Origin of the sequence: Martelella sp. NC20, from assembly GCF_013459645.1 — a bacterium.
Taxonomy (GTDB): domain Bacteria; phylum Pseudomonadota; class Alphaproteobacteria; order Rhizobiales; family Rhizobiaceae; genus Martelella.
This window is the reverse complement of the sequence record NZ_CP054861.1, coordinates 3,876,328-3,889,319: the sequence shown is the minus strand read 5'-3', so window position 1 is coordinate 3,889,319 and position 12,992 is coordinate 3,876,328. Positions and strand designations below refer to the sequence as shown.

Sequence of the window (12,992 nt, the reverse complement as noted above, 5' to 3'; positions counted from 1 at the left end):
ACGACAGAGGAAATCGATATGTCGAATGTCACGCGCGGCCTGTCCGCGAGCGTGCTCGCCGCCATGCGCGGCGGCAGGGCCGGAAACCGGATGGAAGACGATCCGGAGAAGGAAACCCCGCCGGAAGAGCTCGAAGAAGAAAACCGGGATCCGGATGCCGAGGGTGACGATCCCGAGCCCGAAGCGGAAGGCGAGGGCGCACCCGGCGACGATCCCGAGGGCGATGACGAAAAGCCGGTTTCGGCGAAGGCTTCCGCCCGTGCCGACGAACGCTCCCGGATCCAGGGGATCCTGACCCACCCGAAGGCCTCGGCCAATGCCGATCTCGCCAGCCATCTGGCGTTCAACACTGCCTATTCGGCGAAGGAAGCGAGCGCCATCCTGAATGCCTCGACGCCTTCGGCCTCGGCAGCTTCTGGCGGCAATCGCCTTGCCGACCGCATGGCGGGGAAGACCCCGAAGCTCGGCGCCGGCGGGGCACCGTCTGCCACCTCGGAACGCAAATCGCTGCTGGCTGCCGTCGGCGGTGCAATCAATGCGCGGCATGGCCGCCACAACACCGGAGACTGATCTCATGGAAACGGCAAGCTTTGCCCCCAATGACCTGATCGTCGGCGACGTTCAGGTCGTCACCCGTACCGTCACCATTGCCAGCGGTCAGGAGCTGAAGCGCGGCGCGGTGCTGGGCGAAATCACCGCGAGCAGCAAGCACACGCTGTCGCTCGCGGCGGCAGACAACGGTTCGGAAGATCCCGACTGCGTTCTCGCCTTCGATGTCGATGCATCGGGCGGCGATGTCGAAGCGCAGGCCTACTTCGCTGCTGCCGTCGATGGTTCGAAGCTTACCATCGGCGCCGGCCATGACGCGACAAACGTCGAGCAAGCCTTCCGCCGCAAAGGTGCGGCGTTGTTCGTGCGAACCCTCGACTGAACCTTTTCCGCAATACCGGAACATCACAGGAAATCAACGCTATGAGCGATCTTCTTCTCAATACGGCGGAACTGGTCACGGTTCTGCCGCCGCGCGACCGGCCGGAGGCCTTTCTGCGCAACCGCTACTTCGCCACCACGGTTCTCTCCGAGCAGGAAGAAATCGTCTTCGACCGGATCCTGCCGGATCGCGAGCTTGCCCCCTTCGTCCATCCGGATGTGCCGGGCAAGGATGCCGCCAATCGCGGCTTCCAGGCGACCAGCCTGAAGCCCGCCTATCTGAAGCCGCAGAACACGCTGCGCCCCTCCGGCAACCTGATCCGCATGCCGGGTGAGAATATCGGCGGTGCGGTCTCGCCCGAACAGCGCTATGCCTACAACATCGCCCAGATCATCGACGATCAGGACATGCGCATCACGCGCCGCGAGGAGCAGATGTGCTCTGAGATCCTGCGCACCGGGCAGGTCGTGGTCGAGGGTGAGAACTATCCGACCCAGACGGTCAACTATCACCGTGCGGCCGAACTGACCATCGCCCTGTCCGGGGCTGCCCGCTGGGGCGAGAGCGGCGTCGATCCTTACGACGATGTGGAGGACTGGATCGCGCTTCTCGCCAACACCGACGGCTTTACCGCCCGCGAGGTGACGCTGGGGCCGGGGGCGGCCACCATGCTGAAGCGGTCCGAGCGCTTCCAGAAGATGCTGGATAATCGCCGTCAGGCTTCCGGCTCGATGGAGTTCGGTCCGGTGTCGACGGGGGCCGAGGGTAAATATTCCGCCGTGCTCGGTCAGATCGGCGAGATCACCTTCATCCAGTATTCGCAGGGCTACACGGTCGGCGGCGTCAAGAGCAATTTCTGGCCGACCTTCGGTGTCGGCGTCCTCGATCCGCAGGGCTTCATGGGCCACTTCGGTTATGGCGCCATCCTGGACGACCAGGCGCTGGTGCCGATGGAGCGTTTCCCGGACATGTGGCGCGAAAAGAACCCATCGCGCACGATCATCCAGACGCAGGCCGCGCCGCTGCCGATCGCGCCGGAACCGAACGCCAGCCTGTTTGCGCTCGTTCGTTGATACCGGCGGGCGGGCAACAGGCCCGCCCGATTTAAAAGTCAAAACAGGAGCGATAACAATGGCAACGACGAAGAAGTTCAACACGACGGTGAGGATCGGCACCAAAACCTATGCGCCCGGCGAGGATGTGCCGCTGTCAAAAAACGGCCTCAGCGAGGCCGATGCCGACAACCTCGAACAGGTGTTCGGCAAATGGCGCAAACCCGCCGATGCCACGGCTGATAAGCGGGTGGCGGCGCTCACGGAAGAGCGTGACGCGCTCGCCGACCGGGTCGAGGCCCTGACGAAGGAACGCGATGTGCTGGTCGCCAAAACCGATGGTGGAAAGCCGGTGGCGGACCTGAAGGCGGGTATTGCCGCGCTCAAGGTCGAGCTGAAGGAGGTCACCGAGGATCGTGATCAGCTCGCCGAGGACAATGCCACCTTGGCCGACGAGCTGAAGAAACTCCAGGCGGTTGCCGAGGACGGCGACGACGAAGAGGGAAAGACATGAGGATCGAACGGCCGGCGATCTTTGCCGGAATGGGCGATGCCTTCGCCGGCACGTTCGGGAATGTCGACTGCCGCTTCACCATTGGCGGCGTCGAACGCTCCGACCCGGTTCGCGGCATTCTGCGGCAGAAGCGTGAGCTGGAGCTTGGCGACGCATTCGGCCGGCAGGATGTCGAAGCCGTCACCCATGTGCTCTCGGTCCCGGCGACGGGGCTGGATGATCTCGAAAGCGAACGGGACACAGTCATCATTGACCGCACGACCTACGGGATCCGGAACCTAACCGATGACGGGCGGGCGATGCTGAAGCTCTGGCTAAAAGGCGATATCTGATGGCCCATCTTCGCACCCGGATATTCGATGCGATCCTCGCACGCCTGTCCGCCATCCCGGAATTTTCCGGTGAGGGCAAGGTCAAGCGGGCGCGCACCAGTGCAATCCGGGAAAGCCTGCTGCCGGCGCTGACTGCGACATGGGCGGAGCATCAGGAAACTGCCGAGGTTCGTCCATGCGCCGGGCCGAATGGTGAAGTCGGTTATGACCGGCGCTTGCCGATCGATGTGATTGCCCACTTCCAGGCGGAAGAGCCGGATATCGAGTTCGATCGCATTGCCGTGCTGGTGGAATCAGCGCTCGGCGGCGCGATCAAACTCGACGGGCTGGTCGTAGAGTTGACGCTGTCGGAAACCCGCAGCTTTGTCGACAGGTCGACCGGTGTAGCGCTTGGGGTTGGGTCACTGACGTTTGTGGCTGACTATAAGACGGTGGCGACGGATCCAGAGTGCGAAGCCTCGTGATGCACGTCTGACAGATTCAAGAGGGTTGCTCCACGGTCTCTACGGTCAGGCGGCACGCGCGGCCGTCCCGCGTTTCCCAATCGATCGATTGTCCCTTTGAAAGGCCAATCAACGCAGCTCCGATAGGCGTGAGGATCGAAATCTTGCCGTCGGCAATATCAGCATTGCCCGGGTATACCAGAGTGACCCGCCGGTCCTCTCCAAGGTCCGTCGTGAAGCGCACAGAAGAACCCATGCGGACAGCATTTTTCGAAATATGCTCATCCTTAACGATACGGGCGCGTTCAAGCTCGATAAAGATTGTTTCCGCGACTTCGGAATTGCGATCAGCGGATTGCTCCGCCAGCAGCGACAGCCGCTTGTGATCTGTTTCGGTCAGAACAATCGCGGGCTTTCGCAGTTTCTTTTTCTTGGTAAGCACAGTTTTATCTCCTTGCCACAGTCGTCAGCACACAGGGCCGCAAGACTGGGCGATATCTCGGTTTTTGGGGATCTGATGTCGCTGGATTGGCGGCATTCTGCGCGCCAGATGGCAAGTGCCATTGCCCCGCGGCCGGGGCGCGACGCAACCAGGCCGGGGGTTATTTGCCTGCGATAAGGCAAACCCGTCGAGTGAGGAGATTGAGGCTCATGACTGTCATAAGAAGTGATGTGTCTCGGAAGCGCCTATGAGTCAAGCGACCTGACCTGCGGAATCGTGCGTCGAAATGACTGGTTGTGTATCGGGCTTGACGCTTGCAGACAAAGAAATTTGAAGGATATTAGCGGACAAATTACCTTGCTCAGTCCAGCGCTCCGTATCGCACGGTAATCCAGATAATATTCACTGCAAGCCAGATCAAACCTAGCCACATCAGTTTTCTGCTGTTTTCAGTTTTCATTGCGATCAAGGCGATCACTGTTCCGACTGCGAGGCGGACACCGTACCAAATGCCCAGTGCCGTGAAATAGTCCCGACCTTTGATAAGCGTGTCGATCAGATCGAATGCGAAGGAGGCCGCAAACAGGGCAAAAAAAGCATACCTACGTCGAATAAAGAAATCCTCTCGATCAGCATTCGTCTGAATGTGATCGGGATAGAGCAAGGTCGACATCAGGAAAAATAACGAGGCGTACGACAGGACAAATATGTAAATCCAGAAATTCCAGTGGCTGATGAGGCGAAGAGCGAATTCCCACCACCAGAAGTGAACGGCGCCGAAAAGAAGAACCAGTGACCAGACAACCTGGGCATGCATGCGGTCGGTTTTGTCCGGCTCCTGCAAGCGTCGGGACAGACCCGAAAGCACCCGTGTGATCGCTAGCCCCAAAATGAGGCTGACCAGTATCCGCAGATGTCCGTATGCATCCATGTCCGATCCTTCCATCACACTTCGGTATCTGTCGGCAGAAGAAGCATAGCCAGCTGAGACAGTGCCTGCCAAGGCCGCGCCGGTCCGAATGCTGTCCTGCATGCCTCGTTCATCCAACAAAGAGATTGAAACAGATGTCAGGCAGGTCGTTGCCCAGAGCAGGTCTCAGCGGTCCGGGTGGGCGTCTTCTATAGGTCACGACCGTCGGCGCGAGCAGACAACGTAGATCCCGCCGGTCATGAAATGTCGACTGAGCGGAATGGCAAACACGGAGCTATTGTCATGACAACTTTCACCAAAAAAGCGGGAGGTCTCGACCAGCCCTTCCAGTTCGGCGCGCCTGTCGTGCCGAACGACGATACCGATCTGCCGCAATATTCGACGCTCTATCTCGGTACAGAGGGCGACGTCTGTGGCATCACTATGGGCGGCACGGAAGTGACGCTGCGCAACCATCCTGTTGGCTATGTGCTGGGGGTTTACCGCCGCGTCAAAGCCACAGGCACGACCTCCGAAGACATTGTTGCGCTCTGGTGAGCGCGCCTCTCCCTGAAAGGAACCTGCCATGGCACTGGGCCGCGAACTGATCATCAAACGCAAGAACGACGCTACGGAAGCATTCGACATCGTCTGTGTCGTCGAACAGCGATCGCTCAACATCAACAACGAAGAGGTCGACACCACGAAGCCGGATTGTGACAACCCGGGCGGTGTTCTCCGGTATTCGTCGATCGGCGGCGTTCAGTCCGTCCGCTGGTCTGGCTCCGGCGCCTATGTCAGCTCGGCCACCCAGGCGCTTGTGCTTGAGGATATCCTTTCCCAGACGCTCGCGGAGTACCAGGTTTCGGTGCCTTCTGTTGGAATTTTCGAGGGTTTCATGAGGATACTTTCTGCGAATTTCCAGGGTGATAAAACCGGCGAGCTGACCTGCGATCTCTCCGGCGTCTTCGATGGGGACGTCGCCTTCGAGGCGGCCGCCTGATGACGGCGTTTGCCAACGAACTGCGCGGCGAAGCGGCAGTGACGATCGGCAAAGAAAACTTCGTCGTCGCGGTCACCTTCGCCGGTCTGATGCGCTTGTCACAGGCCATCAGCGCCCGGACCATGGACGAGGTCTATCAGCGCCTGCTCGGCTTCGAGCCCTTCGCGGTGTCCTGCGCGATCCGCTGCCTTGCCGTTGCCGATGACGACGAGGGCAGGGCAGAGATTGCCGCCCGGGTGCTGTCTGGAAAAAATATCTCGGCCGCCGATCAGTCAAGCTGGCGCACCGGCATCGAGAAGGCACTAACGGCCCATATCGAGGCCGGCAACAAATTGCGGGAAATCTCGTCGCCGCTGGAAGATGTGGAGGCCGCCGTTACCGGAAAAAAGCCTCAACCGGCGTTCTGATCGCCGACCACGTCCGGACGCTGTTCGAACTCGCCGTCGCTTCCGAGCGGCTCAACTGGTCGCCGGCCACCTTCTGGGCCGCGACTCCCTCCGAACTCTCCATGGCCATTGCCGGTGTTACGGGGAAGTCCGCACAGACCTCGCCTGTAAGCCATACCCGCATTCGCGAGATCGTCGCCGGCCATGGTTCGCAACAGTCCATCCGCAGGAAAGCAGAACCGAGATGAGCAGACCGGACATTCCCGTCACGATCGGGGCTGACGATCGCGAGTTCAAGGGCGCGATGACCCGGATCCGGATGCAGGCCCGCACGGCAGCCAATGACACGGCGAGTTCGTTCCTGTCGATCAAATCGAAGATTGGCGGAGCGGACTCGCTGTTCGGCATGCTCTCCGGCGGGCCGGGTGGCCTTGCCGCTTCACTTGGCATCGGTTCATTCGTGGCGGCAACGCAGCAGGCGGTCGACGCGGTGACCGATCTCGGCAAGGCAGCAAAGACCGCCGGCGTTGATTTCGAGGCCTTTCAGGAGCTGCGCTATGCGGCCGTGAAGAATAAGGTTGGGGTCGACGCGCTGACCGATGGCCTGAAAGAGATGCAGCTCCGCGCGGATGAATTCGTGAAGACGGGCGGAGGTTCTGCCGCAGAATCGTTCGAGCGTCTCGGCCTCTCTGCCCGGCAACTGACCCGGATGCTGGAAGATCCTGCAACGATGTTCGAAACCCTGATTGGCAAGATCAGGGAACTCGACCGTGCGGCGCAAATTCGAGTGCTTGACGAACTGTTCGGCGGTACCGCTGCCGAGCAGTTTTCGTCTCTGATGGATGACGCAGGGCAGAGCATCGCCGACGCCCGTCAGGAAGCCCGCGATATGGGCGCAGTCATGGATGAGGAGTTGCTGCGTAAGGCGGAGGATGTGAATGCAGAATGGGAAGCGATGTCGCTTGTCATCGGAACCCGGGTCAAATCCAGCCTGGTAGAAATCAGTGGGCTGGTCTCGGCGCTCGTATCGAACCTCGGTTCGTTTAGAAAATCGCTCGATGAGGTTCTTGAGAAGGCCGGCAATGCAGGCATCTGGACGGGCCTTGGAAACATGCTCGGCGTCGATATGGGTCAGAAGATGGTCTGGCGCGACGGGGAAGGGTGGGTGCCCGACGATAGCGGCGGTACGACCGAGCTTGACCCCATCGGTGTCGAGACGCGCCGAAGCGCTTCCGATGATTATGCAGACTACAATGCCGGCCGGGAAATCCTGGAAGAAAAGCTTGCGGCAAACCGCGCGGTGACTGCGGAGCTTCAGCGCCAGAATGGGATGACGTCCGAGCAGCTTGCCCTTGAAAAGGAAATGGCGGCAGTTCGCAAACTCTATGAAGATGCGGGCGGCGCGCCGACGGAAGAGATGATCCGGGCTGAGGCAGAGGCCCGCCTTGCAGCCAGAGCCTCGCGCGACGCCAGCCAGAAGGCAAGCCGGGCGGCGGCGCAGGATTCGGCCAAGGAACGCGAAGCGGTCGATGACCTTATTCAGGCTTTGCAGGACGAGCTGCAGATGCTCGCAATGGTGGCTGAAGAAAAGAAGGTGTTCGAGAACCTTCGCCGCGCTGGCGCTGCCGCAACTGAAAACGAACGGGAAGCGATCCGCGATCTGACCTATGCGATCGAGGATCAAAAGGACAAGCAGGAGCAGGCAGCCGAAACTGCCGATTTCTTCCGTGACAGCGCCCGGGACAGTTTTCTGTCGCTGATACCGGTGATCGAAACCGGCAATGATGCACTCGACAGGTTGATCAGCCGGTTGATGGAGGCCGCAGCGCAAGCCGCGCTGTTCGGCGATGGGCCACTCGGCGGATTGTTCGGTGGTGGCTTGCTCAGTGGGCTTTTCCCCGCCCATGCGACCGGAACGAATTTCACCCAGGGCGGCATGGCACTGGTCGGCGAGCGCGGCCCGGAACTGGTGAACCTGCCGCGCGGTGGTGAGGTGATACCACGACATCGCATCGGGACCGCACTTTCCGCAGGCGCCGCCAACGCCAGCGGTACGGTCAACAATATCAATCTCGGTGGCATCAACATCGCGGTGCCCGAGGGGACGAGCCCGAACGACGCTGCGGCCATCGCGCGGGAAGTGCGTTCGCAGATCGATAGTTTCTCGCGCCATGAGCTGCCGGGGCGGATGCGGCAGATCCAGCGCAATCCGAACAGGGTCGGTTGATGAAGACGCTTGCTCAGTTTTTTGACCATTTGCCGCTGTTGCCGATGCGCTGGGAAATTCAGCGAAACGACGAATTGTCCGGGATCGGCTCTGGCGTGGTGTTTCAGGCCGAGCTTGCCACGCCGCTATGGTCGGCGGCGATCGCACTGCAACCTGTTCGCCTGCCGGAAGCGAACGAGATTTCGGCGCTTGTGAACGGGCTTGCCGGCGCGCAGGAGCCGTTTCTTTTTCGCGACCCGTACATCTGCGGTCCGAAGCTCGATCCGCAGGGAGCGGGGTTAGGCGGGGTGGCGGTGACCGTGTCGGCCGCGAATGGTCGTTCGCTGTCTCTTGAGGGGATGCCTGCAGGATACCGCCTTTCGATCGGGGACAAGATCCAGATCATAGCCTCTGGCGGAACACATGCGTTTGTCGAAGTCTCCGAGAACGTCGTCGCGACGGCGGGCGGAACGACGGGATCGTTTCAGGTGTTCCCACGCCTTCCCGTATCTGTGTCTGCCGGGGCGTCGTGTTCGTTCGCACGGCCGGCATGTCCTTGCATCATTCTTCCTGGTTCGTTCCAATCGGGAACGCCATCCGGCAATATTGTCACCGGCATTGCCTTCCGCATCGTTCAGAAACGGGGCGTCCAATGAAAAGCGTTTCGACAAGTTTCATGGCGGCGCTTACCGGCGCGCGCGAGAACGGGCTTGTTGTCCGGTCTCTGGTTTATGTGACGGCGCGGGATCGGGCGAGCGGGGTGCCGGTGTCGCTCGGCTTCTGGACTGGCGGCGAGGATCTGGATATCGACGTGATCGACGGCGAGAGCGGCGCGATTGTGACGCGGATCTATCTGGGCGATGTCAATCTTGAGGTTCCGGAAATCCCTCGGGTTTCCGATATGACGATCCAGACTGTCGATATCACGTTGTCGCAGATCGCGCCCGGGGTGCAGCAGCTCGTGCGCGGCTGGGATGCGCGGCTTGCGGCTGTCGAGGTGCATCAGCTCCTGCTTGATCCTGCGACGGGGCAGGCGGCCGGGCCGGCGGAAATCACATTCCTCGGCATTGTCGACGGCGAACCGGTCGCAACGCCGGCGGCGGGCGAGGAGGGCGGGATCACGCTCAATGTGATCTCGGCCGCGATCGCGATGCTTGCGCGCACCAATCCGCTGAAATCTTCCTATGAGGGTCAGAAGCGGCGGCAGGATGATCAGTGGGGCCGATATTCCGGCGTTGTCGAGAACTGGGATATTCCATGGGGGCGCGACGCATGAGAGAGCTTCAGCGTATCGATGGATGGCGGGCGCGGTTTGATGCCGCCTGCGATGACATGCGCCGGACGCCGTTTTCGTGGGGCGATCATGATTGCCTTGTCGGGCTGGTCGGCAATCTGGCTGAAGCGCTGACGGGCGAGGATATCGTTTCGCCCTGGCGGCAGCGTTACGCCTCCGGCGTCGGCGCGCTGCGCGTACTGCGCAATGACGGCTTTGCCGATCTCGGCGGCCTCGTCGCAACGATCCTGCCGGAAATCCATATCTCCCGCGCCCGCCTCGGCGATGTTGCGGCCATTCCGTCAGATGACGGTTTCGGGTTCGCGCTCGGCGTCGTCAACGGCGAGCGCATCCTTGTCCTGCGGCCGTCCGGTTTCGGCACGGTCGATCTTCTGAGCGCAACGCGCGGCTTCCGCATCGGGTAACAATGACACGATTTCCGCTTTATACGCTGGCCGCGTTTCTCTGCGCGGCGACGGCGGCGCATGCCGCGCCACTGCTTGGCGCGATCGGGGCCGTCGCCGGCTGGATCGGTTCGCTCGGCGCCGTGGGGCAGGCTATTATTGGCATCGGTCTCAGCGTCGGCGCCAGCCTGCTGCAAAAGGCAATTACCGGCAAACAGCAGAAGGCCGACACCCGCGATCGCGGCGTCAACCTGTCGATCCGGATGGGCGACAATCAGCCGCTCACCTTCATCGCCGGCGATTACGCAACCGCTGGGCGGCGCAAATATGCGGGCACCTGGGGTGATATCGACGGAACGCCGAACGCCTACTTCGTCGACGTGATCGAACTGAGCAGCCTGCCGCAGTCCGGGCTCAACGGCGTTTGGGCGGATGACCAGAAACTGACGCTTCTGACCGGTGAGGCGCATGGCGAGCTCGGTTATCCGGTGGCCGAATATCGGCGCGGCGGCGCTGATTACATGTGGGTGAAATTCTACGACGGCTCGCAGACATCGGCCGACAGCTATCTTGTCTCGCGTTTCGGCAGCGATGCCGACCGGCCGTTTGCCAGTGCTATGATCGGTCGAGGCGTCACTTACGCAATCGTGACCTGCCGCTACGACCGCGACCTGTTTTCGAGCGCGCCGAACATGCTGTTCGAGCTGGGCTCAATCCCGCTCTACGATCCGCGCAAGGACAGTTCCGTCGGCGGCAGTGGCGCACACCGATGGGACAATCCGGCGACATGGGAACCGTCGAACAATCTGCCGGTGATTACCTACAATGTCATTCGCGGCATCTATTGCGGCAATCAGTGGATCTATGGCGGTCAGAACCTGAGCGCCTATCGGCTGCCCGCCGCCAACTGGATGGCGGCGATGAATGAGGCGGACGCTCTGGTCGATGACGGCGCCGGCCCGGTTCCTGCATTTCGGGGTGGTTATGAGTTTCGCGGTGACCAACGTCCGCTCGACGCGATCGAGGAACTGCGGCTTGCCTGCAATGCCCGGCTTGCCGAGGTCGGCGGCGTGTTCAAGATTTCGGTCGGCGCGCCGGGCAGCGCGGTCTATGCCTTTTCGGACGATGATGTCGTCATCACGAAGGGGCAGTCGTTTTCCCCGCATGGATCGCTTGACGATACCGTCAACGCGGTCGAGGCGACCTATCCGGAGCCGGCTGAGAAGTGGACGATGAAGGATGCGCCGGCGCGTTATGACAGCGCGCTGGAAGTGCTGGACGGCAACCGCCGCCTGCCGCAGGGCGTGAGCTTCGAAGCCTGCCCCCATGGCGGGCAGGTGCAGCGGCTGATGCTGGCGATGCTCAACGATGCGCGCCGGTTCCGCGCGCATCAGATATGCCTGCCGCCGGATGCATGGCCGCTGGAGCCGAATGACGTCGTGTCGTGGACAAGCGTGCGCAACGGCTATGACAACAAGAAATTCCTGATTGTCGCCGTCGCAGCGCCCATGAGCGCGAATGTCGTCGTGTCACTGAAGGAAATCGACCCGGCCGATTATGACTGGTCTGCGGCAGATGCTCTGCCGACGGCGGTTGGATGGGTCGGCAAGATCGGCGTTCCAACCCAGGTGATGACCGGTTGGACGGTTCAGCCTGCGACGCTTTACGACGCCTCCGGCGCGGCCTGGCGGCCGACCATCCGGGTTTCATGGGCTGGCGGGCTGGAGGATGTCGAGCGGGTTTGGGTGCAGGTGCGGCATGCGGCGTCCGGCGACGTTGTCTTCGACAGCGACAGCACGCGCTATGCCAGCCCCTATTATGCGCTGCTGCAGCCGGTGTTCCAGCCCAACACCGAATATGAGGTGCGCGGGCGCTATGTGCCGGCCTCGACCCGGCCGACGGAATGGTCCGCCTGGTTGTCGGTGACAACGCCGAATGTGCTCGCCGACCTCGATGTTACGCTTGAGACTGTGGGCGAGGATGTGCGTAGACGTTTCGAGGAGATGCAGGCTGATTTTGATTATCAGAATTTGCGGCTCGCAGACATCGTCACATCGATGTCGCTGCAAGGCTCCGTCGGCCTGCTTGACCGTCTGGAACTGAGGCAGCAGACCGGTAATGCGCTTGCCCAGATCACGGAAGAACGGCTGGTGCGCGCGACGGAAGACGAGGCGCTTGCGCAACAGATCACAATTTTCGGCGCGGAGCTGGATGATGCAACGGCGGCGATTGTCGAGGAAACGATTGCCCGCGCCACCGCCGATGAAGCGCTTGCAGAACAGACGACAGAGCTTTCCGCTCAGTTGAACGAGAATTTCGCGTCCGGACAGGTGAAGTTTGCAGCGGCGGCTGATCAGAGCGGCGTCAATGCGCGGTTTTCCGTGTTGCTGCGGGCGGGCACGGGCGGGATCTATCGCGAAAGCGGGTTCTACCTCGAAATCTACACGGAGGGCGGCGTGCAGCGATCGCGCTTTGCAGTCAATGCCGACCAGTTTGTGGTGCTCAATAACGGTCAGCGTCCATTCCTGTTCGAGGGCGGCGTTCTGAAGCTCAACGCCAGCCATATCGGCACGATCATTGCCGGCCTGCTGATGGGATCAAGCGGCAAGACCAGGCTCGATCTCAATAATGATTACCTCTCGGTGAGCGACTGATGGCAACGCGATTTCTGATGACGGCGGGCCGCATCCTGCTGACGAAGCCGGGATATGATGCCCATGACGGCGGGCTTTCCGACAGGAACAAGCTGTTTGATTCCAACTGGAATTTCTCCGGCGTGCTGATCGCGGCCGGGACCATGACGGACCCGGCGCCGGTCGGCGGAAACGATGGTCTGACGTCGACGTCAGCGCCGCTGGTCATCGCCTTTCCGTCGCCCGGCTATGTGCCGGCCGCCTATGTCACATTCGAGAACCAGGGCGCGAGCACGCCGTATGACGGCGCTGGTTTTGGAGAACTGCGGATAGAAACCAGCGCCGTGGAAGATGGTTCCAGGGTCTATCCGGACCGGATCGAGCTTGCCAGGCCGTCCATCTCCGGCGGCGGGTATCGCAGATATCCCGGCCTGATCCACTATCGCGTTTTCGGGGTCTGACC

18 protein-coding genes are annotated in these 12,992 nt (G+C 61.3%); 16 read left to right on the top strand and 2 right to left on the bottom strand.

The features are described 5' to 3' along the window. Positions 1–18 precede the first annotated feature (18 nt). Genes HQ843_RS18640 through HQ843_RS18615 form a run of 6 tightly spaced genes read left to right on the top strand, consistent with a single transcriptional unit; the run spans position 19 to position 3,293 of the window. Positions 19–570, top strand: a complete 552-nt coding sequence (locus tag HQ843_RS18640) for a hypothetical protein (RefSeq protein WP_180901753.1) — start codon at positions 19–21, stop codon at positions 568–570. Between the two features lie 4 nt (positions 571–574). Continuing rightward, entirely contained in the window at positions 575–931 is a 357-nt protein-coding gene (locus HQ843_RS18635) for a head decoration protein (RefSeq protein WP_180901754.1), read from the top strand. Between the two features lie 41 nt (positions 932–972). Beyond that, positions 973–2,004 carry a major capsid protein gene (locus HQ843_RS18630; protein ID WP_180901755.1) on the top strand — a complete coding sequence of 344 codons (1,032 nt, stop codon included), beginning with the start codon at positions 973–975 and terminating at the stop codon, positions 2,002–2,004. Positions 2,005–2,062: 58 nt separating this feature from the next. Then, positions 2,063–2,497 carry a hypothetical protein gene (locus tag HQ843_RS18625; protein ID WP_180901756.1) on the top strand — a complete coding sequence of 145 codons (435 nt, stop codon included), beginning with the start codon at positions 2,063–2,065 and terminating at the stop codon, positions 2,495–2,497. Continuing rightward, positions 2,494–2,829 carry a head-tail joining protein gene (locus HQ843_RS18620; protein ID WP_180901757.1) on the top strand — a complete coding sequence of 112 codons (336 nt, stop codon included), beginning with the start codon at positions 2,494–2,496 and terminating at the stop codon, positions 2,827–2,829. The genes HQ843_RS18625 and HQ843_RS18620 overlap by 4 nt, the downstream gene beginning before the upstream one ends. Further along, positions 2,829–3,293 carry a hypothetical protein gene (locus tag HQ843_RS18615; RefSeq protein ID WP_180901758.1) on the top strand — a complete coding sequence of 155 codons (465 nt, stop codon included), beginning with the start codon at positions 2,829–2,831 and terminating at the stop codon, positions 3,291–3,293. The genes HQ843_RS18620 and HQ843_RS18615 overlap by 1 nt, the downstream gene beginning before the upstream one ends. A 16-nt stretch (positions 3,294–3,309) precedes the next feature. On the opposite strand, the gene rnk is transcribed toward HQ843_RS18615, so the two are convergent. Both rnk and HQ843_RS18605 read right to left on the bottom strand, forming a co-directional pair. Beyond that, positions 3,310–3,714: a nucleoside diphosphate kinase regulator gene (rnk, locus tag HQ843_RS18610; protein ID WP_180901759.1), complete on the bottom strand. Its 405-nt coding sequence runs from the start codon at positions 3,712–3,714 to the stop codon at positions 3,310–3,312. Positions 3,715–4,075: 361 nt separating this feature from the next. Then, the gene (locus HQ843_RS18605) at positions 4,076–4,747 is read right to left on the bottom strand and encodes a hypothetical protein (RefSeq protein WP_246710152.1); all 672 of its coding nucleotides are present in this window, start codon (positions 4,745–4,747) and stop codon (positions 4,076–4,078) included. A 180-nt stretch (positions 4,748–4,927) separates the two neighbouring features. Between HQ843_RS18605 and HQ843_RS18600 the strand changes: the two genes are divergently transcribed. From HQ843_RS18600 to HQ843_RS18560, 10 genes are read left to right on the top strand one after another with little or no spacing between them, the layout of a single operon-like run. After that, the gene (locus HQ843_RS18600) at positions 4,928–5,182 is read left to right on the top strand and encodes a spike base protein, RCAP_Rcc01079 family (RefSeq protein ID WP_180901760.1); all 255 of its coding nucleotides are present in this window, start codon (positions 4,928–4,930) and stop codon (positions 5,180–5,182) included. A 28-nt stretch (positions 5,183–5,210) separates the two neighbouring features. Continuing rightward, positions 5,211–5,627 carry a phage tail tube protein gene (locus tag HQ843_RS18595; RefSeq protein WP_180901761.1) on the top strand — a complete coding sequence of 139 codons (417 nt, stop codon included), beginning with the start codon at positions 5,211–5,213 and terminating at the stop codon, positions 5,625–5,627. Further along, positions 5,627–6,034 carry a hypothetical protein gene (locus tag HQ843_RS29505; protein WP_246710151.1) on the top strand — a complete coding sequence of 136 codons (408 nt, stop codon included), beginning with the start codon at positions 5,627–5,629 and terminating at the stop codon, positions 6,032–6,034. The genes HQ843_RS18595 and HQ843_RS29505 overlap by 1 nt, the downstream gene beginning before the upstream one ends. Continuing rightward, on the top strand, positions 5,959–6,261 hold the full coding sequence (locus tag HQ843_RS30080; protein WP_371824623.1) for a phage tail assembly chaperone: 303 nt from the start codon (positions 5,959–5,961) through the stop codon (positions 6,259–6,261). The genes HQ843_RS29505 and HQ843_RS30080 overlap by 76 nt, the downstream gene beginning before the upstream one ends. Next, a complete protein-coding gene (locus HQ843_RS18585; protein WP_180901762.1) occupies positions 6,258–8,240 on the top strand; it encodes a phage tail tape measure protein in 1,983 nt (660 codons plus the stop codon). The genes HQ843_RS30080 and HQ843_RS18585 overlap by 4 nt, the downstream gene beginning before the upstream one ends. Then, the gene (locus HQ843_RS18580) at positions 8,240–8,875 is read left to right on the top strand and encodes a hypothetical protein (protein ID WP_180901763.1); all 636 of its coding nucleotides are present in this window, start codon (positions 8,240–8,242) and stop codon (positions 8,873–8,875) included. Before HQ843_RS18585 ends, HQ843_RS18580 begins: the two co-directional genes overlap by 1 nt. Continuing rightward, a complete protein-coding gene (locus HQ843_RS18575; protein WP_180901764.1) occupies positions 8,872–9,495 on the top strand; it encodes a hypothetical protein in 624 nt (207 codons plus the stop codon). Before HQ843_RS18580 ends, HQ843_RS18575 begins: the two co-directional genes overlap by 4 nt. Next, entirely contained in the window at positions 9,492–9,917 is a 426-nt protein-coding gene (locus HQ843_RS18570; RefSeq protein ID WP_180901765.1) for a DUF6950 family protein, read from the top strand. The genes HQ843_RS18575 and HQ843_RS18570 overlap by 4 nt, the downstream gene beginning before the upstream one ends. Positions 9,918–9,919: 2 nt before the next feature. Further along, positions 9,920–12,550: a phage tail protein gene (locus HQ843_RS18565; protein ID WP_180903276.1), complete on the top strand. Its 2,631-nt coding sequence runs from the start codon at positions 9,920–9,922 to the stop codon at positions 12,548–12,550. Continuing rightward, complete coding sequence (locus HQ843_RS18560; protein ID WP_180901768.1) at positions 12,550–12,990, top strand: hypothetical protein; 441 nt, start codon at positions 12,550–12,552, stop codon at positions 12,988–12,990. Before HQ843_RS18565 ends, HQ843_RS18560 begins: the two co-directional genes overlap by 1 nt. Positions 12,991–12,992: the final 2 nt, after the last annotated feature.